Annotated in this window: 18 protein-coding genes and 1 tRNA gene; 9 read left to right on the top strand and 10 right to left on the bottom strand. The window is 67.8% G+C overall.

Annotated elements, in window-relative coordinates; translation table 11 throughout:
* Positions 1-63: 63 nt before the first annotated feature.
* The 4 genes from ACSJJU_RS13065 to xseA form a co-directional block, all read right to left on the bottom strand.
* Positions 64-2,958, bottom strand: coding sequence for a TonB-dependent receptor (locus ACSJJU_RS13065; protein WP_435916018.1), 2,895 nt, complete (start codon positions 2,956-2,958; stop codon positions 64-66).
* A 471-nt stretch (positions 2,959-3,429) separates the two neighbouring features.
* Complete coding sequence (locus ACSJJU_RS13060) at positions 3,430-4,383, bottom strand: M23 family metallopeptidase (protein WP_435916017.1); 954 nt, start codon at positions 4,381-4,383, stop codon at positions 3,430-3,432.
* An 85-nt stretch (positions 4,384-4,468) separates the two neighbouring features.
* The gene (locus ACSJJU_RS13055; RefSeq protein WP_435916055.1) at positions 4,469-4,684 is read right to left on the bottom strand and encodes a DUF2093 domain-containing protein; all 216 of its coding nucleotides are present in this window, start codon (positions 4,682-4,684) and stop codon (positions 4,469-4,471) included.
* Positions 4,685-4,756: 72 nt separating this feature from the next.
* Entirely contained in the window at positions 4,757-6,232 is a 1,476-nt protein-coding gene (gene xseA / locus ACSJJU_RS13050) for an exodeoxyribonuclease VII large subunit (protein WP_435916015.1), read from the bottom strand.
* A 70-nt stretch (positions 6,233-6,302) separates the two neighbouring features.
* Here xseA and purD point away from each other — a divergent pair, with 70 nt between their 5' ends.
* Genes purD through ACSJJU_RS13035 form a run of 3 tightly spaced genes read left to right on the top strand, consistent with a single transcriptional unit; the run spans position 6,303 to position 9,445 of the window.
* On the top strand, positions 6,303-7,586 hold the full coding sequence (gene purD, locus ACSJJU_RS13045) for a phosphoribosylamine--glycine ligase (RefSeq protein WP_435916013.1): 1,284 nt from the start codon (positions 6,303-6,305) through the stop codon (positions 7,584-7,586).
* 27 nt (positions 7,587-7,613) lie between these two features.
* On the top strand, positions 7,614-8,693 hold the full coding sequence (locus ACSJJU_RS13040; protein ID WP_435916011.1) for a phosphotransferase: 1,080 nt from the start codon (positions 7,614-7,616) through the stop codon (positions 8,691-8,693).
* Positions 8,690-9,445: an alpha/beta fold hydrolase gene (locus tag ACSJJU_RS13035; protein WP_435916010.1), complete on the top strand. Its 756-nt coding sequence runs from the start codon at positions 8,690-8,692 to the stop codon at positions 9,443-9,445. The genes ACSJJU_RS13040 and ACSJJU_RS13035 overlap by 4 nt, the downstream gene beginning before the upstream one ends.
* A gap of 114 nt (positions 9,446-9,559) precedes the next feature.
* On the opposite strand, the gene ACSJJU_RS13030 is transcribed toward ACSJJU_RS13035, so the two are convergent.
* The 3 genes from ACSJJU_RS13030 to ACSJJU_RS13020 all read right to left on the bottom strand — a co-directional run bounded on the left by ACSJJU_RS13030 (position 9,560) and on the right by ACSJJU_RS13020 (position 12,229).
* Positions 9,560-10,354: a SapC family protein gene (locus tag ACSJJU_RS13030; RefSeq protein WP_435916009.1), complete on the bottom strand. Its 795-nt coding sequence runs from the start codon at positions 10,352-10,354 to the stop codon at positions 9,560-9,562.
* A gap of 101 nt (positions 10,355-10,455) precedes the next feature.
* Positions 10,456-11,886, bottom strand: a complete 1,431-nt coding sequence (locus ACSJJU_RS13025; RefSeq protein WP_435916008.1) for an FAD-binding oxidoreductase — start codon at positions 11,884-11,886, stop codon at positions 10,456-10,458.
* A gap of 88 nt (positions 11,887-11,974) precedes the next feature.
* Positions 11,975-12,229: a hypothetical protein gene (locus ACSJJU_RS13020; RefSeq protein WP_435916007.1), complete on the bottom strand. Its 255-nt coding sequence runs from the start codon at positions 12,227-12,229 to the stop codon at positions 11,975-11,977.
* Positions 12,230-12,417: 188 nt separating this feature from the next.
* Here ACSJJU_RS13020 and ACSJJU_RS13015 point away from each other — a divergent pair, with 188 nt between their 5' ends.
* The gene (locus ACSJJU_RS13015) at positions 12,418-13,344 is read left to right on the top strand and encodes a LysR family transcriptional regulator (protein WP_435916005.1); all 927 of its coding nucleotides are present in this window, start codon (positions 12,418-12,420) and stop codon (positions 13,342-13,344) included.
* Positions 13,345-13,386: 42 nt separating this feature from the next.
* On the opposite strand, the gene ACSJJU_RS13010 is transcribed toward ACSJJU_RS13015, so the two are convergent.
* Complete coding sequence (locus ACSJJU_RS13010) at positions 13,387-13,797, bottom strand: acyl-CoA thioesterase (RefSeq protein ID WP_435916004.1); 411 nt, start codon at positions 13,795-13,797, stop codon at positions 13,387-13,389.
* A 67-nt stretch (positions 13,798-13,864) separates the two neighbouring features.
* Complete coding sequence (locus ACSJJU_RS13005; protein WP_435916003.1) at positions 13,865-15,958, bottom strand: S9 family peptidase; 2,094 nt, start codon at positions 15,956-15,958, stop codon at positions 13,865-13,867.
* A 203-nt stretch (positions 15,959-16,161) separates the two neighbouring features.
* Here ACSJJU_RS13005 and ACSJJU_RS13000 point away from each other — a divergent pair, with 203 nt between their 5' ends.
* From ACSJJU_RS13000 to ACSJJU_RS12985, 4 genes are all read left to right on the top strand, one after another.
* The gene (locus ACSJJU_RS13000; RefSeq protein ID WP_435916001.1) at positions 16,162-17,946 is read left to right on the top strand and encodes an aminopeptidase P family protein; all 1,785 of its coding nucleotides are present in this window, start codon (positions 16,162-16,164) and stop codon (positions 17,944-17,946) included.
* Positions 17,947-18,071: 125 nt separating this feature from the next.
* A complete protein-coding gene (locus ACSJJU_RS12995; RefSeq protein ID WP_435916000.1) occupies positions 18,072-18,659 on the top strand; it encodes a glutathione peroxidase in 588 nt (195 codons plus the stop codon).
* A gap of 269 nt (positions 18,660-18,928) precedes the next feature.
* A tRNA-Thr gene (locus tag ACSJJU_RS12990) sits at positions 18,929-19,003 on the top strand.
* A 252-nt stretch (positions 19,004-19,255) separates the two neighbouring features.
* Entirely contained in the window at positions 19,256-19,780 is a 525-nt protein-coding gene (locus ACSJJU_RS12985; RefSeq protein ID WP_435915999.1) for a hypothetical protein, read from the top strand.
* A 66-nt stretch (positions 19,781-19,846) separates the two neighbouring features.
* Here ACSJJU_RS12985 and ACSJJU_RS12980 read toward each other — a convergent pair whose 3' ends face one another.
* Entirely contained in the window at positions 19,847-20,275 is a 429-nt protein-coding gene (locus ACSJJU_RS12980) for a GcrA family cell cycle regulator (protein WP_435915998.1), read from the bottom strand.
* A 157-nt stretch (positions 20,276-20,432) separates the two neighbouring features.
* Here ACSJJU_RS12980 and ACSJJU_RS12975 point away from each other — a divergent pair, with 157 nt between their 5' ends.
* Complete coding sequence (locus ACSJJU_RS12975) at positions 20,433-21,254, top strand: ABC transporter permease (RefSeq protein WP_435915997.1); 822 nt, start codon at positions 20,433-20,435, stop codon at positions 21,252-21,254.
* Positions 21,255-21,395 lie beyond the last annotated feature (141 nt).

Genomic DNA, 21,395 nt, shown 5'->3' with positions numbered 1-21,395 from the left:
TAAGGGCGCCAGCCGGATCCACTCCGGCCAGCGCCCCGCGATGCCTGCCCCGATCCGGGGCAATCAGAACCGGACGGTCGCGCTCAGGAAATAGTCGCGCCCCAGCACATCATAGAGGCCGGGGAAGGTATTGGCCTGTTCCTGCGAGTCGCCCGTCAGCGGCGGCTTGTTGTCGAACAGGTTGTTGATGCCGAAGGACAGCTCCACGTCTTCGTTGACGCTGTAGACGGCGGAGAGGTCGAAATAGTGATGCGCGCCGAGCTTGGGCTTGGCCAGCTGGCTGGCGGGCGTGTTCGCATTCTTGATCTGGTCATCCTTGAGCGCGTCCACCCACCGGTAGCGCAGACTGAGCTGCAAGGGCCCCGTCGCCCAGGTGGCGCGGGCGGTGAACCGGAACTCGGGGATAGGATCGTCGCAGGTGGGGCCGAACTGCCCGACGCAATCGATCGTGGTGGGCAGCTCGACCACCGGGGTGTAGGTCCATTTGTCCACCCAGGTGCCAAGGAAGAACAGGGTCAGGCGGCTTTCGTTGTCAGCGAACAGGCCGAAACCCAGGTCGAGCCCGTAGTCGATCTGTAGGTCGATGCCCGCCGTGGTCAGCGACGCCACGTTGGCGTTGTTGACGCGAACGATATCGATATCGCCGCCCGGATTGCGCTGGATAGCCTGGCAGTAGGGATTGTTGGCGTCCTGCACCACGTTGTAGCAGAGGTCGAGCACGTTATTGAGGCCGCCGCCCAGCTCGGTGATGTAGTTGTCCACCTTGATGTGGTAGTAGTCGACCGTCACGTTGAGCCCGGGCACGAAGCCCGGCCGGAACACGACACCGAGGGTATAGGTGTCGGATTTCTCCTCCTTCAGGTCCGGGTTGCCGCCGAAGGACCCCTCGATCTGGGAGTCCGGCTGCACGCCTGAGGTGAAGACCGACCCGGCCGGAACGCCGGTCGCGATGCACAGCGCCCGCACCGTGGCGTTCTGGTTTTCCGGGGTGCGGTTGGAACACGGATCATTCGCCGGCGGGAAGCCCTGTTCCTGCCCGCCAAACAGCTCATCCACGTTTGGCGCGCGAATGGCCCGCTGGAACTGACCACGCAGGGTGACATCCCGGATCGGCGCCCACTCCGCGCCCGCCGCCCAGGTAAAGACGCCGCCCACCGCATCGAGGGAATAATCGGAATAGCGCGCCGCACCGGTCAGCTCGAGACGCTCGGCGAAGGGTTTCTCCGCGAGCAGCGGCACGCGCAGCTCGCCGAATACTTCCTTGACCGAATAGCGGCCCGATGTCGCCTGACCCGCGTTGAAGCCACTCACGTCGCCCGAGGCCAGCGAGAAATCCGGCAGGAACTGGCTCTTGACCGAACGCCATTCCACGCCGAGGGCAAGGCCGACCGCCCCGGCCCCGAGATCGAACAGCTCGCCGGTGACGCTGGCGCTCGCCACCTGCAATTGGGAGATTTCGCTGTTGGCGGCGCTGATGGCGAGATAGTCGGCCGCTTCCGGCGACAGGGCATCCTCGCCGAACACATTGGCCGGCACGCACCCTTGCTCCCGCGCCGCGGGGTCCGCGCATTGCAGGGCGCCCGTCTCCGGGTCGATTTCCGTCCGCAGGGCCGAGCGCATGCGGCTGATGGAGATGTTGCCGTTCTGGATCTGGCTGTTGCGGGTGCGGGCGAACAGGTAGTAGGCGTCGTAGGTCCAGCCCTTGACCACGTCGCCCGTCACCCCGCCGACGAACCGCCAGGCGTTGCGTTCGTCCAGATTCTGGCGCGGCCCCACCTCGTTCATGCGCCGGAACAGGGTGGCATTGGCAAAGCCGTCTCCCGCATCCGCCCCCGTCTCCGCCGCATCCGCCGCCGCGAAGGCGGCGCGCGCGGCGGGCGACAGGAAGGGGCTGTCCACATCGATGGCGACCGTCTCCGTAAACGGCGTCGGGGCCAGTTCGCCCGAGACGCGGTTGTTGGCGAACGTGCCTTCCATGTAGATGCGGATGTTGTCGGTCACGTCATAGTGCGCCTGCATGCCGATCAGCCAGCGCTCCTGCGGCACCATGAGGAAGTTGGACGGCGCATAGTTATACTGGTCGCCCGGGTAGATGAATTCCCGGAACCCGCCGCCCGGCTGGAACAGGCCGCCGAAGTCGCCGGGGAAGGTCGCGGGCCGTGTGGCGTCCGGCAGGGTGACGCGCCCGCCCGCCACGGTCGAGCTGCCGCCTGCCACCAGGACGGGATTGCCGTTTACGTCCACATCGTCCACCAGCGCGGTGCGGGAGAACCGGCGCGCGTTCTGGTAGATGGTGTCCCGCTTGTAGTAGTTGGCGTAGGCGACGATGTTGCCCTTGTCGTCGGCGAAGTTCGTGCCGAGGGTGGCGTAGACATCAATCCGCTCGCCGTCGCCCCGCTCCGTGAGGCGATAGGTGCCGCCCAGCTCCATCCCCTCGAAGTCCTGCCGCAGCACGAAGTTGACCACGCCCGCGATGGCATCCGAGCCGTAAACCGCCGAGGCGCCGCCCGTCACCACGTCCACACGCTCGACCAGGAAGGCGGGGATGTTGTTGATGTCGACCAGTTGGGAGGTGTCGAAGAAGATGTAGCGCCGCCCGTTGACCAGAACGAGCGTGCGCTCCTCCTCCAGGCCGCGCAGGTCGACCGTCGCCACACCTGTGCCCGGATTGTTGGAGAAGGATGTCTCGCCCGGGATCACCTGCGGCAGCACGTTGAGAACGGTTTCCACGTTCGTCGCGCCCGCCAGCCGGAATTCCTCCTGACCCACCACCGCCAGCGGGCTGGAGCTGCTCAGATCCGGCCGGGCAATGCGCGAGCCTGTCACCACGATGGTCTCCGTCGTGGCCTCCTGCGCATGGGCGTCCGTGCCGGGGATCAGGGTCAGGCAGATCAGGGCTCCCGCGGCAACTCCGGCTCTCAGCGCCACCCTTTGCCGCGCGGGGGATGTTCTCGTCATGACAGGTTCTCTCCTTCGTCGTGGCAAATCACTGCGGACCGTGGGGAGAGAGGGACGCGAGCCCCGGGCCTTCCGCACGGACCGCCAACCAGACGCAACCGGGAACCGGCGCAGCGCGGCAGCCGAGCGGTGCCGACGCAGCCCGAAGCCTTACGGATACGGAGACAGGAAAAGAGGCACCGGCAGGCCGAGGCCGGCCGGAGCGGACGCAGGAAACACGCACGACACGCCGTCCAGGTGCGCGAGGAACGGGCGGAACGATCGGCGGGTTTCAGGCAGTGAAGGCCGTCGTTGCGGAACGGATCACTTCGGCGACAGGTGTATCAAAATTGATACAGAAACACGCCCCAAAGGCGCGAAAAACCGCCAATTTTTAAACAAAACGATTCAAAATACCGGGCAGTGAAAAGCCGCCCGGAAGGCGCGAACCTGGCCGGGCGGCGGCAAACGCAGTCTGGAAGAAAGCAGGCGCTAGTTGGAGCCGGAGACCGGGGCGGCCGCGCTCTCCGGCAGCGGCGGCAGACCCGGCAGCGTGGTCGGGTCCACGTGCACATCGCCCCAGCGCAGCCCCCAATGGAGGTGCGGGCCGGTGGCGCGGCCGGTCGCCCCGATGGCCCCGATCTGCTGCCCCTGGATCACGATGTCGCCCGGCTTCACGTCGACGCGGCTCAGATGCAGCATGGACGAGAACAGGTTGAAGCCGTGGTCGATGATGATGAGGCCGCCTTCCAGCGTGAAATCCGTGACGGCCAGCCGGATGATGCCCGATGCCGGGGCAACGACCGGCGTGCCGATCTTGTTGGCGATATCGACGCCATAGTGCGGCGAGCCCGGCACACCGTTGCGGATGCGCTGCGAGCCATAGACGCCGGAGATACGCCCGCTGGCCGGCCAGATGAAGGGCCGGGTCCAGTGCGTCTCCAGCGACGGGGCGGCGCGCGCGGCGGTGATCTGGCGCAGCTCCTCCTGACGGCGCGCCAGCATCTCAGGCGGCATCTGCACCGTCTTGGGCGGCAGGCCGTTGACGCGCTGGATGTTGAACGTGCGCGGGCTGATGGCAAGCCGGTGCTCGACCTTCGTGCCGTCGGCGAGGTGGGCGATAAGCGGCACCTCGCCGGTTGCATCCCGATGCAGGCCGATGACGAACCGGCCATCGGCGGTCAACGGCAAATCCTTGCCGTCAAAGACCAGCCGGGCCGTGCCTTGGGGCGCACGGCCGATCACGACCGCCCCTTGCGAGACCGGGCTTTCGATGCGGAACTCCGGGGCCGGCAGGTTCCTGTCCGGCTGGACGCGCTCCGGCAGCGCCTCGTCGGCCCGTGCGCCGCTGCCCGCGAGCACCACGCCGGCCGCTACCGCCGCTGCAACCGCCAACACCCTCAGATGCCGCGCCCCTGTCGGCCCGGCCTTCGTCACCCAACGCACCGCCCTCAGACTCCTGCCCGTGTTCACTCCGGCCCTGGCCGTGCGGACCCCGCCCGGGTCCGACCCTTCAGGACACCGATGGCGATCAGCCCGCCTTCTTCTGCAGCTCCGCGAAGCGGCGGGTGGCGATCTCCGCGCTGGCATAGGCCTCCTGGGTTTCCGCATTCCAGTAGCGCAGCTCCTGAAGCGGAATTTTCACCCCCGTCACCGCACAGACCACATGGTCGCCCGGACTGAGCAGGCGGAACGTGCCGGGGAGATACTGGACCCGCGCGGGGCGCTGAGCATTGGAATTGAGCATGGACACCACTTCATCTTGCCTTGGAGCCGATCGAAAGAAACCTTGCTGGCCGTCGCATGCGAGCAGGCCTGCTCAGAACAGGCTGCCTTGCCGCCCGTCCCCGGCCGGCCCGCCTTCCGGCGGCCTGGCGTCGGTGGGCCTGGTCTTGCCCGCCTTTGCCTTGGGCGGAGCCGGCGACAGGCTGTCCGCAAGCGCCGACGATGCGCCATCGACCACGGCGTCCACAGTCCCATCCCGAAGCTCGAGGGTCAAGGCTCCGGCTCCCTTCGCTGCCTCGGCTGTCGTCAGGACGCGCCCGTCGCGCGACCGGACGACGGCATAGCCGCGCTGCACCGTGGCATAGGGGCTGAGCGTCTCCAGCATCCGCACCGCCTCGGCCAGCCGCCGCGAGTCATCGCGCAGCCGCAGGGCCGTGACCCGCGCGAGGGCCTCGCCCGCCCGCTCCAGCCGCTCGGTGCTGCGGCGCCACTCCTGTGTCAGCAGGCGCGGCGCGAGCCGGTCGCTCAGCCGCTCGTAGCGGTTGCGCCAGACCACAAGGCCGTTGTTCAGGGACTTGGGCAGGCGCTCGGCCAGCTCGTCGAACCGCTGCTCGGCCAGCTGGAGCAGATGGCGCGGATGCGGCAGGCCCCGCCCCAGCCCCTTCACGGCCTCGGCCCGGCGCTCCATGCCCTTGGCGAGCGCCCGGTCCAGCCGGAGCCCGAACTGGCCGACGGTGTAATCCAGATCCGCCTTCACCGGCACGGCCATTTCCGCCGCCGCCGTCGGTGTCGGCGCGCGCCGGTCGGACGCGTAGTCCACCAGCGTCGTGTCCGTCTCGTGCCCCACGGCGGAGATGACCGGAATCCCGCTCTCCGCCACCGCGCGGATGACGATCTCCTCGTTGAAGGCCCACAGGTCCTCGATGGAGCCGCCGCCGCGCGCCACGATCAGCACGTCCGGCCGCGGAATCGGGCCGTCCTTCGGCAGCGCGTTGAAGCCGCGCACCGCCGCCGCCACCTGCTCGGCCGCGCCTTCGCCCTGCACCAGCACCGGCCACAGCAGCACATGGCGCGGGAAGCGGTCGGCAAGGCGGTGGAGAATGTCGCGGATCACGGCGCCGGTCGGCGAGGTCACCACGCCAATCACGTCCGGCAGGTAGGGAATCGGCCGCTTGCGCCGGGGATCGAACAGACCCTCGGCGGCCAGCTTGCGCTTGCGCTCCTCGAGCAGGGCCATGAGAGCACCGACGCCCGCCGGTTCCATCCGCTCGATGACCATCTGGTACTTGGAGCGCCCCGGGTAGGTGGTAAGCTTGCCGGTCGCAATCACTTCCAGGCCATCCTCGGGCCGGAAGCGCAATCCATTGACCATGCCGCGCCACATCACGCCGTCGAGGACCGCGCTTTCATCCTTGAGGCAGAGGTAGGCATGGCCCGAAGCTGCCTGCTTCCAGCCCGAAATCTCGCCGCGCACGCGCACCAGTCCGAAGCGGTCCTCCACCGTGCGCTTGACGGCGTTGGCGATCTCGCTGACCGAGTATTCGGGAAGATTGGGCGTTTCTGTCGTCACCGGCGTTGTTCCTCGGCCCTTGTCTAGCTACAAGCCGCCCAACCTCCAAGCCGAATCACAAGAGGGCGACATGAACGTACTGGTCATTGGCAGCGGCGGACGCGAACACGCCCTGTGCTGGAAACTGGCAGCTTCCGAAACGCTTGGCACCCTTTATTGCGCGCCCGGCAACGCGGGCATCGCCTCGGTTGCCGAACTGGTGGCGCTGGACGTGAAGGATCACGATGCCGTCATCCGCTTCGCACGGGAGAAGGACATCGGCCTCGTCGTCGTCGGCCCCGAGCAGCCGCTGGTGGATGGCCTCGCCGACGCGCTCAAGCAGGCGAACATCCTGTGCTTCGGCCCGTCGCGGTATGCGGCCCAGCTTGAGGGCTCCAAGGGCTTCACCAAGGATCTGTGCAAGCGCCACAACATCCCGACCGCCGCCTACGAGCGCTTCAGCGACGCGGAGGCCGCCAAGGCCTACATCCGCCAGCAGGGCGCGCCGATCGTGGTGAAGGCCGATGGCCTCGCCGCCGGCAAGGGTGTGGTCGTCGCCATGACGCTGGACGAGGCGCTCGGTGCCATCGACATGATCTTCGGCGGCCAGTTCGGCGCGGCGGGCGCGGAAGTGGTGGTCGAGGAGTTCCTCGAAGGCGAGGAAGCCAGCTTCTTCGTGCTGACCGACGGCAAGACCGCCGTGCCGCTGGCGACCGCGCAGGACCACAAGCGCGTGGGCGACGGCGACACCGGCCCCAACACCGGCGGCATGGGCGCCTACTCGCCCGCACCGGTGATGACCGACGCGCTGGTGGAGAGAACCCTGCGCGAGATCGTCGAGCCCACCATCAAGGCGCTGGCAGAGGAAGGCCACCCCTATGTGGGCGTGCTCTATGCGGGCCTGATGATCACGAAGGATGGCCCCAAGCTCATCGAATACAACTGCCGGTTCGGTGACCCCGAGTGCCAGGTGCTGATGATGCGCATGAAGAGCGACCTGCTGCCCGTGCTCGTGGCCGCGGCCCGGGGCGCGCTTCAGCCCGACAGCGTCCAGTGGAAGGACGAGGTGGCGCTGACCGTGGTGATGGCCGCCGAGGGCTACCCCGGCGAGCCGCGCAAGGGCACCGTCATCAACGGCCTCGAGGAGGCCGGCGCCGTTGGGGGGGTCGTGGTGTTCCACGCTGGCACAAAGGCGCAGGACGGCCGCATAGTGGCCAACGGCGGCCGCGTGCTCAACGTGACTGCCCTGGGGACAACCGTCGCCGAGGCGCAGGCCCGTGCCTATGCTGCGATCGACAAGCTGGACTGGCCGGAGGGCTTCTGCCGCCGGGACATCGGCTGGCGCGCGATCGCACGGGAGCAGCAGAAGGCCTGATCCCGGCGCTCTCCAAGCGGGGGGACCATGGCCGACGACCGGCAGGCGCTCAACACCGGCACCACCGAGGTGCGCGCACCGCACCGTTTCGATGAAACCCGGCTGGACGCCTACATGCGCCAGCATGTGTCAGGCTACGAAGGTCCCCTCACCGTCCGCCAGTTCAAGGGCGGGCAATCCAATCCCACCTATCTGCTGGCAACGCCCCGGCGGCGCTACGTGCTGCGGCGCAAGCCGCCGGGCCAGCTGCTTGCCTCCGCCCACGCGGTGGACCGGGAATACCGGGTGATCTCGGCCCTGCACGCCACCGGCTTTCCGGTTGCCAGACACCATGTGCTCTGCACGGACGACAGCGTCATCGGCACCTGGTTCTACATCATGGACATGGTGGAGGGCCGGATCTTCTGGGACCCGGCCTTCCCCGAGGTTCCGGCAAGCGACCGCCCCCGCTACTTCGACGCCATGAACGAGACCATCGCCCGCCTGCACCGGGTGGATTACCGGGCGGCGGGGCTGGAGGACTTCGGCAAGCCCGGCAACTACTTCGCCCGCCAGATCGGCCGCTGGTCGAAGCAGTACCGCGAGGATGCGGAGGCGGGGCGCGTCCCCGCCATGGACCGTCTGGTGGAATGGCTGCCCGAGAACATCCCGCCGGGGGACGACAGCGCCATCGTCCACGGCGATTTCCGGTGCGACAACATGATCTTCCACCCGACCGAGCCGCGCGTGCTGGCGGTGCTGGACTGGGAGCTGTCCACCATTGGCCACCCCCTCGCGGACTTCACCTACCACCTGATGATGTATCGCATGCCGCCAGCCCTTGCGGCGGGGCTCCAGGGCCTCAACCTGGCGGCGCTGAACATCCCGACGGAGGCGGACTATGTCGCCGCCTACTGCCGGCGCACCGGGCGCACGGACATTCCGCATCTGGACTTCTACATCGCCTTCAACATGTTCCGTCTGGCGGCTATCCTCCATGGCATCAAGGGACGCCTGATTCGCGGCACGGCTTCCAGCGCCCATGCCCGGGAAATGGCGGACAAGCTCGAGCCACTGGCGGAACTGGCGTGGCAACAGGCAGAAAAGGCGATCAGGGCGGCGATATGAGTCTCTTCATTACCGAACGGGCCGGAGCCCCGGGCGATGCCGCCCATCCGCTGGTGTTGATCCACGGCTGGTGCTGCGACCACAGCGCCATGAAGCCGGTGGCCGACGCCTTCCCCGAGCGGCGTGTCCTCTGCCTTGACCTGCTGGGGCATGGCCGCAGCCCGGCCTCGAGCAGCTATACCATCGAAACCCAGGCCGCCGCCGTGCTTCAGGCCGCGCCGGAGGGCGCCATTCTCGTCGGCCACAGCATGGGCGCGCAGATCGCGGTGGAGGCGGCGGTCCAGGCCCCCGACAAGGTGGCGGGCCTTGTGCTGCTCGACCCCGCGCCCATCGTGCCGCACGACAGCGCGAAGGCCTACACCGAGGACATGCGCCGCCACATCGACCGGCTCGACCCCGGCCAGCTCGCCGACATGCTGGAAGTGTTCGGCCGCCGCCAGATCGTGAAGGCCGCCGACCAGACCGCCATCGAGGCGCTGATCGAGGTGATGACCCGCACCCCTGCCGCCGTGGTGCGCGCCTGCTGGGACGCGGTGTGCGACTGGGACGGCCCCACCGCCTTCGCGCGGGTGACCTGCCCCACCCTCGCCATCGTGATCGAGAAGCCGCTGAACCGGCCGATCAACCTGGCCCGGGTCAATCCGAAGGTGACCACCGGGCAGGTGGCGGGCGCGGGCCACATGCTCCAGTTCGAGGTGATGGATCAGGTGGCGCCGATGATGCGCCGCTTCTTCCTGCTCAACCGGCTGTAGGGACGCTGCGAGCAAGCACCACCCCGGAAACAAATAGTCCGGAAACGAAAAGGCCGGACCCGAAGGTCCGGCCTCCTCATGTCGATCTCCCGGCGATCACATGCCGGGGCTTGCTCAGCCGTTGGCGGCCTCGCCGATCGGGGCCTGCACGCCGTCGGCGGCATCCCGCTGCATCTGCTTGCCGAACAGCGTCTGGATGTGGTTCAGCGAGAACAGGTGAGCATACATCAGGCCCAGCGCGCCGGACTGCACCAGCTTGCGATGCTGGTCGCCGCGCAGATCCTTCATCTTCTGCTCGTTGATCATGCGGAAGCCACGGAACTGGCTGGCCGGACCGTTCTGCGGCTGAATCTGGGCCTCGCCCTCCATCAGCAGGTCCAGATCCTGCAATTCCTTGGCAAAGGCGCGGGTGCGCTGCACCGCCGCCTCGAACTGCTCGCAGAACTGCAGCACGCCCTTGGTGATCTCGCTGGGCTCGTTGCCCTCGAACAGGTTGCTCTTCTCGCCTTCGCTGAACAGCTCGTAGCTTTCGTCGAAGCAGAGGCTGAGGTCCGTGGACTCGGGCGACAGGCGCGCAAGGACGAACGGATAGCGGCGCACATAACCGGGCACGTAGACATCGGACTGCCACTTGCCGTCCTCGTCAACGAACAGGTTCTGGCCCTCCCGCAGGCCCACCAGCGCCAGCGGCACCGAGATCTCGCCCGGGCCGAAGATGATGGGGAAGTGGCGCTGGGCGATCACAAACTCGTCAACCGTCAGCGGGATAGCGTGAGTCTTGGCGGAAAACTTGAAATCACGGCGATCGGCCATCACCAGCTTCGAGTGCCGGGACGGCGAGAGCGGGACAATGGAATTATAAAAAAGCGGCAACCGCTGTTCGGCGGATGCGGGCGAATTGTTGGTCATGTCTACCCCTGAACAAAAACCGGCCTCCTCCTGGCCGGAAGCCGCGGCAGGTTAAGCGCGATCCGGTGATGGAGGCAATATGTTGATAGTCATATCCGCGCTTATAGCACCTTGCCCGGGTTCATGATGCCCCGGGGATCGAGCGCCGCCTTGATCGCCCGCATCGCCGCCAGCTTGGCCGGGTCGCCGGTGCGCGCCAGCTCGTCCCGCTTGAGGCTGCCGATGCCGTGCTCGGCGGAGATGGAGCCACCGTAGGACAGCACGATGTCGTGCACCCGCGCGCTGACCCGATGCCATTCCTCCAGGAACGCGGCGCGGTCCATGCCCGGCGGCTGGCGCAGGTTGAAGTGGATGTTGCCGTCGCCCAGATGGCCGAAGGCCAGCACCCGGCTGCCGGGCACCATGGCCTCGACGACGGGCGTCGCCTCCTCGATGAAGGCGGGCATGCGGGCCACCGGCACCGCCACGTCGTGCTTGATCGCCGCGCCGTCCTTCTTCTCCGCCTCGGGCAGGATCTCGCGGATGCGCCACAGCGCCCGCGCCTGCGCCCCGGTTTCGCCGAGCACCGCATCGCGGATCAGCCCCGCCTCCAGCGCCTCCGCCAGCGCGGCTTCCACCTGCGCCCGCACGTCCGCATCCGCCTGCGTCGAGGCGACCTCCGTCAGCGCCACCCACGGCAGGCGGGACGGCGCAGGATCGCGCACCTCGGGGAAGTGGGCGAGCACCAGATCGACCCCCTCGCGCGGGATCAGCTCGAAGGCGTTCACCTGATCGCCGGTGCGCTCGCGCAGCAGCGCCAGCAGCCGGACCGCCGCCTCAGGCGAGGCGAGCGTCATCCAGGCGCTGGTCGATGTGCGCAGGCGGGGGAACAGGCGCAGCGTCGCCGCCGTGACAATGCCGAGCGTGCCTTCGGCGCCGATGAACAGCTGGGTGAGGTCGTAGCCGGTGTTGTTTTTCCGCAGGGTCGTCAGGCCGTGGAAGATCTCGCCGCTGGGCAGCACGGCCTCCACCCCCAGGACCAGCGCGCGCATGGTGCCATAGCGCAGCACGTGGATGCCGCCGGCATTGGTGGAGACCAGCCCGCCGATGCGCGCCGAGCCCTCCGAGCCGAGCGAGAGCGGGAACAGCCGGTCCGCCGCCTCGGCCGCCGCCTGCACGTCCGCCAGCACCGCCCCCGCCTCGGCTACGAGGGAGAAGTCGTCCGGGTTTACCGCGCGGATGCGGTTGAGGCGCTGGAGACTGACCACCACCTGCTGGCCGGAGGCATCGGGCACGCCGCCGCGCACCAGCCCGGTGTTGCCGCCCTGGGGCACCAGAGGCACGCCATGGCGGCCCGCAATTCTGACGATTTCGGCAACCTGCGCCACGTCGCGGGGCCGGAGCACCAGCGGGGTTGCCCCCTTGAACAGCCCGCGCCAGTCCCGCTCATAAGGGTCGGTGTCCGCCGGGTCGCTCAGCCAGCCGCCCTCGCCGACCACCGCCTTGAAGGCGGCTTCCGCCTCGCGCCACGCCTCGATCGACACCGTCCTCACGCCTGCCTCGCTCCCTTGCCGGTTTGCGCCTGTTTAGCACAGGGCACCCGGGACGGGGCGCGTCAAATCGCAAGAGCCGACGGCGGCGTCAATGCACCGCCACACCCTCGGGAAGGGTGAGCCCTTCCTCCTCGACAATGCGGGCATGGATCGCCAGCCAGAGCGACAGGCCAACCGCGTCGCTGGCCGCGCGCATCTTCTCGATGGCGCGATGGGCCGCGGGCACGGCGCGCTCTCCCAGGTCGCGGCGCAGGGTGCGCGCCACGTGCTGGACCAGCGGATTCTGCGCGTAGACGCCCGCGCCCATGTCCTGCTCAATCACCCAAGCCTGCTCAACCATCATCGGGACGCCTTCTCCGCTACCCAGCCCTCGGCCGACCGCCACGCGACCGCCGCCAAAGGCAACGCAAACGCCATGCCAGATCAGATTTGTTGCAAATTCAGACTATTGGATTGCGCGTTCCGGCAGGGTCGGCCAAAACTGCCCTGTTCCGCGCCGGGGGCGCGGCAGAAATTGCAGGAGCGGTGACTATGGATCGACTGACCGCAATGGAGATGTTCGTGCGGGTCGTGGTGGCGAAGAGCTTCTCCGGCGCCGCCCGCCAGCTTGGCGTGTCCAAGTCCGTCGTCTCGAAAGCCGTGGCGGAGCTGGAGGACCGGCTGGGCGCGCAGCTGCTCAACCGCACGACGCGGCAGATGTCCCTGACGGAAGTGGGCCAGGCCTATTACGAGCGCTGCGTCTCCATTCTTGAGCAGGTGGAAGACACGGAGCAGGTGGTCTCGTCAGGGGCGCGGTGTCCGCGCGGCCTGTTGCGGGTGTCGGCGCCTGTCACCTTCTCCGTGATGAATCTGGGCTGGCCGCTCTCGGACTTCATGGAGCAGTACCCGGAAGTCTCGCTCGAACTCACCCTCAACGACCGGGTGGTGGATATCGTCGAGGAAGGCTTCGACCTTGCCATCCGCATTTCCCGGCGGTTGAAGGACTCCAACCTCATCGCCGTGAAACTGGGGTCCGCGCGCACCATCACCTGCGCCTCGCCGGAGTATCTCAAGCGGCACGGCGAGCCCCGGCATCCGCGCGATCTGCTGCAACACCACTGCCTGCGCTATTCCAACCTGGGCCCGGCGCAGGAATGGACCTTCCGCGACCCGGAAAACGGCGAGCCGATCCAGATCGCCGTATCGGGGCGCATCATCGCCAACAACGGCGAGGTGCTGCGCGCGGCGGCGGTGAAGGGCGACGGCATCATCGCCGGGCCGAGCTTCCTCGCCGCCGAGGACATCCGCCAGGGCCGCCTCGTGCCGATTCTGAAGGAATACGCCGGGCCGCCGTTCGGCATCTATGCGGTCTATCCGCCCAACCGGCACGTCTCGGCCAAGGTGCGCCGTCTGGTGGACTTCCTCAAAGGGCTGTGGGGCGAATCCCCGCCCTGGGAGAAGGCCTGCGGCGCCTGCTGACGGCCCTGCGGGCGGAGCAAGCCGGGCGGGGCGGCCGGTCGGTCACGCCGGCCGCTCGTTGTCCCGGAAGCGGGCAACAAATTCGGGCGGCACGCGGGCAACCCGCTGGGTCGCGGCGTCGAGGATGACCCAGGTCGTCTTCGCCCGGGCGAGCAGCTGGTTGTCCGTGCCGCGCAGAATCTCCACGTAGCGGTCGAAGCGCGCGCCCCGGGTCTCGCCCAGCCAGGTGCGCGCCACCAGCACGTCACCGGGCAAGGCGGGCGCGCAATAGTCGATTTCATGGCGCTTCACGACCCACATCCACCGCGCCAGCTCCTCGGGCGTGGCGAGCGCCGTCCAGTGGGCCGAGGCGGCCTCCTGCACCCAGCGCAGGTAGACCACGTTGTTGACGTGCCCCTGCTCGTCGATGTCCTCCGGCTGCACGGCGAGCGGCACTTCATAGGTCTGGGCCATGAATTCCCCCTCTTGCAGACGGGCGCCGCCCCGGCGGTACGGCCGGGGCGGCGCAAGGGCCGCCGGCCTATTCGGCGTCCGCCATCCCAAACGCCTTGAGGATGAAGACGTATTCCTCCGCATCCTCATAAAGGCTGGCGAAGCGGCCGGACTTGCCGCCGTGGCCGGCCCCCATGTTGATCTTGAGCAGCAACAGGTTGTCGTCGGTCTTGGTCGCGCGTAACCTCGCTGCCCACTTGGCCGGCTCCCAGTAGGTCACGCGCGGGTCGTTGAGACCGCCGGTGATGAGCAGCGGCGGGTAGTTCTTGGCCTCCACGTTGTCGTAGGGGCTGTAAGCGCGGATGGTCTCGAACGCCGTCTTGTCCGTGATCGGATTGCCCCACTCCGGCCACTCCATCGGCGTCAGCGGCAGGCTCTCGTCCTGCATGGTGTTGAGCACGTCGACAAACGGCACGTGCGCCACCACCGCCCGCCACAGCTCCGGGTTCATGTTGGTGACCGCGCCCATCAGCTCGCCGCCCGCCGAACCGCCGGAGATGGAGATGTTCCCCGCCGAGGCATAGCCCTGCTGGATGAGCGCCCGGGCCGCATCGACGAAGTCGTTGAAGGTGTTCTGGCGCTTGTCCAGCTTGCCGTCGAGATACCACTGGTAGCCCATCTCGTCGCCGCCGCGGATGTGGGCGATGGCGTAGGCGAAGCCCCGGTCCAGCAGCGACAGCCGGACGGTCGAGAAGTTCGGCGGCGTGGCGAGGCCATAGGCGCCGTAGGCATAGAGGTGCAGCGGCTGGGAGCCGTCGCGCCGGAACCCTTTCTTGTAGACAATGGAGACGGGGATCTGCGCGCCATCCCGGGCGGGGGCCATGATGCGGACCGTCTCGTACTGGCGCGGGTCGTAGCCGCTCGGGATCTCCTGCACCTTGCGGGTGACAAGCTCGCGCCGGGAGAGGTCGTAATCAAAGGTGGTGCGCGGCGTCACCATCGACTCGTAGCGCAGGCGCAGCGCCGTCACCTCGTATTCCCGGTTCTCGTCGACCGAGACGGTATAGACCGGCTCGGGGAACGAGACGTAGTGCTCGCCGCCCCCGTAGTCGCGCATGCGGATCTGGTCGAGGCCGTTCACCCGCTCCTCGATCACCAGCGCATTGCGGAAGGAGATGAGGTCGCGGATGTAATGCTCGTCCGAGCCGGGGATCAGCTCCTCCCACGCGCCCGGGTTGTCCAGCCGGGCGGTGACGACACGGAAGTTCTTATGCGTGTCGTTGGTGCGGATGTAGAGCGTGCCCTCGCGCTCATCGACGTCATACTCCCGCCCCGTCTGCCGGGGCGAGACCAGCAGCGGCTTCGCCAGCGGGTCGGCCAGCGGCACCAGCCGCACCTCGGAGGTGACGTGGTCCGCCGTCGAGACCACCAGGAAGCGGCGGCTCTGGGTGTGGCTGATGTCGATGAAGAAGCCGCCGTCCGCCTCCTCGTAGACCACCGCATCCTGCGCCACCGGCGTGCCGAGGCGGTGATACTTCACCACGTAGGGCCGCCAGTTCTCGTTGACCAGCGTGTAGAAGAAGCCCTCCGAGGCCGCATCCCAGACCACGTCGCCGATGGTGCCGGGAATCTCCACGTCCAGATCGGCCCGGGCGTCCAGATCCCGCACCTTGAGGGTGAATCGCTCCGAGCCGTTGGTGTCGGCCGAATAGGCCATCAGCCTGCCGTTGGGGCTCACCTCCAGCGTGCCGAGGCGGAAATACTCCAGCCCCTCGGCCAGCTGCGGCTCGCTCAGCAGCAGCTCCGCCTCGCCGCCCGCGACGGGCCGGCGATACCAGTCGCGGTACTGCGCACCCGGCTGGAACTGCCACCAGTACTCCCACGCGCCGTCCCTGGCGGGGACGCTGTAGTCGTCCTCCTTCAGGCGGGCCTTCATCTCCTCGTAGATCTTCTCGATGAGCGGCTTGTGCGGCGCCATCACCGCCTCGAAGTAGGCGTTTTCCGCCTTGAGGTAGTCCAGCACCTCCGGGTCGTTGACCTCGGGATAGTCCTCATCCTTCAGCCAGTGCCAGGGGTCCTCGATGGTGTAGCCGTGACGCTTGTAGCTGTAGGGCTTCTGCGGCGCGCGCGGCGGCTCCGGCCAGCGGGCGGCGTCCGTCGCGGCTTGCGAGGCAGTGGTCATGCGTCCGGTCCTTTCCTGCAATGGTGGCTGCGCATGGGCGCAGCCGGCTGCAAGCGCCACCAGGGCACCCAGCCAAACACAACGATTCATGCGGTCTCCCCCCGTCAATTATCCTTGTTCTCGGAGGACGCAACCGGCGCGCTCCCTTGTGAGAGGCACACCCGCGTCTTATGGAAAAGGTAACCACCAAAAAGGATTTCGTCATGTCGAATGCAAGAGAACGCTTGTCCGCGCTGCGCGCGGAATTGACCAAGCGCGGGCTCACGGGCTTCGTCATCCCCCTCACCGACGAGCACATGAGCGAATATGTGGGTGATTACGCCAAGCGCCTCCACTGGCTGACGGGTTTCAGCGGGTCGGCCGGCTCCGCCGTGGTGCTGGAGGACAGCGCCGCCGTGTTCGTGGACGGCCGCTACACGCTTCAGGTGCGCGCCCAGGTGGACGGCAGCCTCTATGAATACCAGAGCACGCTGGAGACCTCCCCGACTCAGTGGCTCGGCGAGCGCGTCGGCGCGGGCCAGAAGATCGGCTTCGACCCGTGGTATCACACCCGGGCGTGGGTGGAGGCGACCCGGCGCACGCTGGAGAAGAAAGGCGCGGCGCTGGTGGAGGTGGACAGCAACCCGGTCGATGCCGTCTGGACCGACCAGCCGTCGCCCTCGCTGGCCCCGATCCAGCTGCACGATATCACCTACACCGGCGTGAGCCTTGAGGAAAAGCTGGCCGCCACCGGCCAGGCCATCGCCAGCGCGGGGGCCGACGTCGCCGTGATCGCCGCGCTCGATTCCGTTGCCTGGCTGCTCAACATCCGCGGCACGGACGTGACCTGCACCCCCGTCCCCCGCGCCTTTGCCCTCGCCTTTGCCGACGGCCGCGCCGAGCTGTTCACCGAGCCCGAGAAGGTGACGCCCGCCCTCGCCGAGGCGCTGAACGGCTCCGTCACCATCCTCCCGCGCGAGCGCTTCGCCCAGCGTCTGGATGAACTGGGCGCGGCCGGCTCCCGCGTGCTGGTGGACCCGGACAGCACCGTCTTTGCCGTGTTCAGCCGCCTGCAGGCGGCCGGGGCCACGATCATCGAAGGCCGCGACCCCTGCGTCATGCCCAAGGCGATCAAGAACCCGGTGGAGATCGCGGGCACCCGCGCCGCCCACGTGCGCGACGGTGCGGCCCTGTCCCGCTTCCTTCACTGGCTGCACGTGGAAGCGCCCAAGGGCACGGTCACGGAGCTGGACGCCGACGCCAAGCTGCTGTCGCTGCGACAGGAGGCCAACCTGTTCCGTGAGGAGAGCTTCCCCGCCATCACCGGCGCGGGCCCGAACGGGGCGATCATCCACTACCGCTCGACCCCCGAGACCAACCGGCCGCTGAAGGTGGGCGAGCTGTTCCTCATCGACTCGGGCGGCCAGTACCTCGACGGCACCACGGACGTGACCCGCACCGTTGCCGTCGGCGCGGCCGGCAGCGAGGAGCGCGAGCGTTTCACCCGCGTGCTCAAGGGCCACATCGCGCTGGCCACCGCCCGCTTCCCCGCCGGCACCACCGGCCGCCAGCTGGACGTGCTGGCCCGCCTGCCGCTGTGGCAGGCCGGCCTCGACTACGACCACGGCACCGGCCACGGCGTCGGCAGCTACCTCTCGGTCCACGAGGGGCCGCAGCGCATCGGCAAGACGGTCAACGACATCGTGCTGACGCCGGGCATGATCCTCTCCAACGAGCCTGGCTACTACAAGCCGGGGGCCTACGGCATCCGCATCGAGAACCTGGTGCTGGTGCACGAGGACAGGCGGGAGGAGGACGAGCGCCCCATGCTCGCCTTCGAGACCCTCACCATGGCCCCGATCGACCTGGCGCTGGTGGAGCCCGCCCTGCTCACGCCGGAGGAGAAGGCGTGGCTCAACGCCTATCACCGCCGCGTGATCGAGACCCTGGCCCCGCTGGTCCCCGAGGACACCCGGAACTGGCTGGCCGAGGCCACCCGCCCGGTGTGAGGCGGTCAGGCGGCCTGTCGCAGGCGGTTGCAGGGGGAACCCGTTCCCCCTGCAACGCCCTTTCTCGCCCGGGCCTTCGCCCTATAATCCGCCCCTCTCAGGCATCGAAAGGGAGAGGACGCACGATGCTGAAGAAGATCACCGCGGTTGTGACCGCCCTGCTCACCGGCGGTTTCGCCTACAACTACGCCGTTCACGCCGAACCACGGACGGCGCCGGACGGCCGCACCGCCTACGACTTCACCCTGACCGCCATTGACGGCGAGAAGCTGCCCCTGTCCCGGTTCAAGGGCCAGGTGATGCTGGTGGTGAACACCGCCTCCAAGTGCGGCTTCACTCCCCAGTACGAGGGGCTGCAAGCGCTGCACGACAAGTACGCCGCCAGGGGCTTCACCGTGATCGGCGTGCCCTCCGGCGACTTCAACGATCAGGAGTTCGCCACCAACAAGGAGGTGAAGGAGTTCTGCGAGACCAAGTTCGGCATCACCTTCCCCATGGCCGAGAAGGCGCATGTGAAGGGCGAGCAGGCCATCCCCCTGTTCCGCTGGGCGGCGCAGACCCTCGGCCCCGGCTCGGAGCCGAAGTGGAACTTCCACAAGTACCTCATCGGCCGGGATGGCCGCCTCATCGGCTACTTCGGCACCCGGGTTTCCCCTGATTCGCCCGAGCTGACGTCGGCGGTCGAATCAGCGCTGTCCGAACCGGCCTCCTGAGCCGCCAGAGTGCGGGCACGGGCCGCTTCCTTGCGGCGGCGGAGGTTGGCGCGCAGCGCCTCCGCCAGCCGGCGGGTACGATCTGAAGCCTGTTTTGAGTTGTTCGACATAAATTTCCTCAAAAGACGCCACCTTTTCTTGACAAGCCGCAACGCGGACGGCAATAGACCGCGCACCCGATGAGTTCGGGACGCGGGTTCGCCCCGGTCCGGAGCCCAGAGGGCGCCCGATGAAGGGCTCCCGGTCGAACGGGCCGCCCGCATGAATGGGCTGCTGTAGCTCAGTGGTAGAGCACTCCCTTGGTAAGGGAGAGGTCGGTGGTTCAATCCCACTCAGCAGCACCATCTCTCCCTTATGTCTTCTCCCCGCACCTTTCCGTCCCGCTGCGCCGCTCGATGCGCCGACACCTTTGGCTGCGTCCGGGCACGCCTGGCGATTCGTCTTGCGCAGAAAAATCCCCCCCGGCACGACCGCTGCATCCTTCCCTGCAAGGCAGGCAGACTGCGACTCGCCGGTTGGGGGGGAACATCCTACGGTTCACACCTTGTTCACCACTCGAGGCTTAGGCAAGGTGAGGAGAAATTGAGCGGAATCCCATGCGCGTTGCCTTGATTACAGCGCTTCTGGTTGTGCTGGATGCGATGGCCCTGTCGTCAGCGCACGCGCAGAACTACCTGCGCCCGGTGGTGAAGGTGCCGGGCACGGCGGCCAACCTGGCCATGCCGGACGATCCGCCGCCCCAGCCGCCCAAACGCGCCCGCGAGCCGGACCCGGCACCCGGCGAGGAAGAGAGCGTGCAGTGCATCTCCATCGACGACATACGGGACGCGGACATTCGCAGCGACCGTGTCATCCGCCTGCGCATGCGGGGCAACGTCTATTACGAGATGCGCCTCCAGAACAACTGCCCGGGCCTGTCGTTCTATGACGGCTTCTATTACCGCACCACGCCCAACCGGCAGCTCTGCGGCGGGCTGGACATGATCATGGCCCGCTCCGGCAGCCGCTGCCCCATCGAATCGTTCGTCCGAATCAACCCCAAGCAACCGGCGGACGCCGACGACGCGTCCTCGCCCCGCCAGGGCGGGAAAAAGGAAAAGGCCGGCAGGCGCAAGGACTGAGGTTTCCGTCCTGCGCCCACCGGCCCGGCTTTTCGTTGCGGGATTCGGGCCCCTGCGCTCAGCGCGTCAGCGGCGCGGCCCCATCGGCGGCATCGACGAACGCCGGTCGCGGCGGGGCAGCTGCGCCTGATAGGCCACCGCGCAGTGCTCGGGGCAATAGGGGAAGCCCGCCTGCACCGGCTTGCCGCAGAAGTGGAAGTCTTCCTCGCCCGGGTGACCGTGCGGCCACTTGCAGATCTTGTCGCTCAGGTCGAGCAGCGTGACCCGCTTGGGCTTGGCCACCACCTTGGGCTTCTTGGGCGCGGCAGCCGCCGCCTTCTTGGGAGCATCGGCCTTCACCGGCGACGGCCTCGCCTTCAGACCCAGACGGTGCGCCTTGCCGATCACGGCATTGCGGGTGACGCCCTCGCCCAGCTCCTCGGCGATCTGGCTCGCGGACAAGCCCTTCTCCCAGAGACGCCTCAAAAGATCGATCCGCTCGTCAGTCCAGGACATACAAAGAACCTCATTTGAGATATTCGCACCCTACATAGGGAAGGTCTGTTCAAATAGCGAGACCTTGTGGGCCGATTGGCCGCAGGTTAGCTGTGAGATCCCGCAAAGCATGAGGAAAACCGAATCCATGTCCAGTCCCGCCCGGAGCACTGCCGTAATGACCGGCGACGCGTCCCGATTCCCGGAACCCGGCGTTCAGCGCATCGGCATGCTGAACTGGTATGGCACGCGCACCCTGTATCTGAAGGAGGTCCGGCGCTTTCTCAAGGTGCACACCCAGACCATCTGGGCGCCTGCCGTGACCACCCTGCTGTTCCTCGTCATCTTCACCGTGGCGCTGGGCCGGGGCGGCCAGACCATCCTCGGCGTGCCGTTCGCCACGTTCCTCGGCCCGGGCCTCATCGCCATGGCCATGGTGCAGAACGCCTTCGCCAACACCTCCTCCTCGCTGATGATCGGCAAGGTGCAGGGCACCATCGTCGACATCCTCATGCCGCCGCTCTCCCCGGGCGAGCTGCTGCTGGGCTACGTGGGCGGCGGTGTCACCCGCGCCTTCGCCGTGGGCGCCGCCGTGTGGCTGGCCATCGCCCTGTGGCCGGGGGCGGACGCCACCATCCGCGCTCCCTGGGCCGTGCTCTACTTCGGCCTCATGGGCTCCATCCTGCTCTCGCTACTCGGCATCCTCACCGGCATCTGGGCGGAGAAGTTCGACCACACCGCCGCCATCACCAACTTCGTGATCCAGCCGCTCTCCCTGCTCTCGGGCACCTTCTACACGCTGGACCGGCTGGGCGGCATCTGGTCGACGGTGAGCCACATCAACCCGTTCTTCTTCATCATCGACGGCTTCCGCTACGGCTTCCTCGGCATCGCCGACGGCCCGCTCGCCTGGGGCGCGCTCTACCTGCTGGCGATCAACGCCGCGCTCGGCGCCGTGACCTACGCCGTGCTCCGCACCGGCTGGCGGCTGAAGGCTTAGGCTCAAGACTTCGCTTGTTTTCGTGAAGGGGGTCTCGCCCCCTTCGACCCCCAGTCGATGTTCAGGGCGCGTTCTCCCCGTCGAGGGCGCGCCCTTTTGCTTGCGCCAGGGAAAAGGGCCGCGCCCGCCAGCGCGGACACG

The organism is Pedomonas sp. V897, from assembly GCF_051304405.1.
Lineage (GTDB): Bacteria > Pseudomonadota > Alphaproteobacteria > Sphingomonadales > Sphingomonadaceae > Pedomonas.
The sequence above is the reverse complement of the archived record's forward strand: the minus strand, read 5'-3'. Positions and strand labels throughout refer to the sequence as shown.

Bases quoted from the DNA above. Each gene is read 5' to 3' on its own strand.
- ACSJJU_RS13065 (WP_435916018.1), bottom strand. From the start codon at position 2,958: ATGACGAGAACATCCCCCGCGCGGCAAAGGGTGGCGCTGAGAGCCGGA.
- ACSJJU_RS13055 (WP_435916055.1), bottom strand. From the start codon at position 4,684: ATGCTCAATTCCAATGCTCAGCGCCCCGCGCGGGTCCAGTATCTCCCC.
- purD (WP_435916013.1), top strand. From the start codon at position 6,303: ATGAACGTACTGGTCATTGGCAGCGGCGGACGCGAACACGCCCTGTGC.
- ACSJJU_RS13040 (WP_435916011.1), top strand. From the start codon at position 7,614: ATGGCCGACGACCGGCAGGCGCTCAACACCGGCACCACCGAGGTGCGC.
- ACSJJU_RS13035 (WP_435916010.1), top strand. From the start codon at position 8,690: ATGAGTCTCTTCATTACCGAACGGGCCGGAGCCCCGGGCGATGCCGCC.
- ACSJJU_RS13030 (WP_435916009.1), bottom strand. From the start codon at position 10,354: ATGACCAACAATTCGCCCGCATCCGCCGAACAGCGGTTGCCGCTTTTT.
- ACSJJU_RS13020 (WP_435916007.1), bottom strand. From the start codon at position 12,229: ATGATGGTTGAGCAGGCTTGGGTGATTGAGCAGGACATGGGCGCGGGC.
- ACSJJU_RS13015 (WP_435916005.1), top strand. From the start codon at position 12,418: ATGGATCGACTGACCGCAATGGAGATGTTCGTGCGGGTCGTGGTGGCG.
- ACSJJU_RS13010 (WP_435916004.1), bottom strand. From the start codon at position 13,797: ATGGCCCAGACCTATGAAGTGCCGCTCGCCGTGCAGCCGGAGGACATC.
- ACSJJU_RS13005 (WP_435916003.1), bottom strand. From the start codon at position 15,958: ATGACCACTGCCTCGCAAGCCGCGACGGACGCCGCCCGCTGGCCGGAG.
- ACSJJU_RS13000 (WP_435916001.1), top strand. From the start codon at position 16,162: ATGTCGAATGCAAGAGAACGCTTGTCCGCGCTGCGCGCGGAATTGACC.
- ACSJJU_RS12995 (WP_435916000.1), top strand. From the start codon at position 18,072: ATGCTGAAGAAGATCACCGCGGTTGTGACCGCCCTGCTCACCGGCGGT.
- ACSJJU_RS12985 (WP_435915999.1), top strand. From the start codon at position 19,256: ATGCGCGTTGCCTTGATTACAGCGCTTCTGGTTGTGCTGGATGCGATG.
- ACSJJU_RS12980 (WP_435915998.1), bottom strand. From the start codon at position 20,275: ATGTCCTGGACTGACGAGCGGATCGATCTTTTGAGGCGTCTCTGGGAG.
- ACSJJU_RS12975 (WP_435915997.1), top strand. From the start codon at position 20,433: ATGACCGGCGACGCGTCCCGATTCCCGGAACCCGGCGTTCAGCGCATC.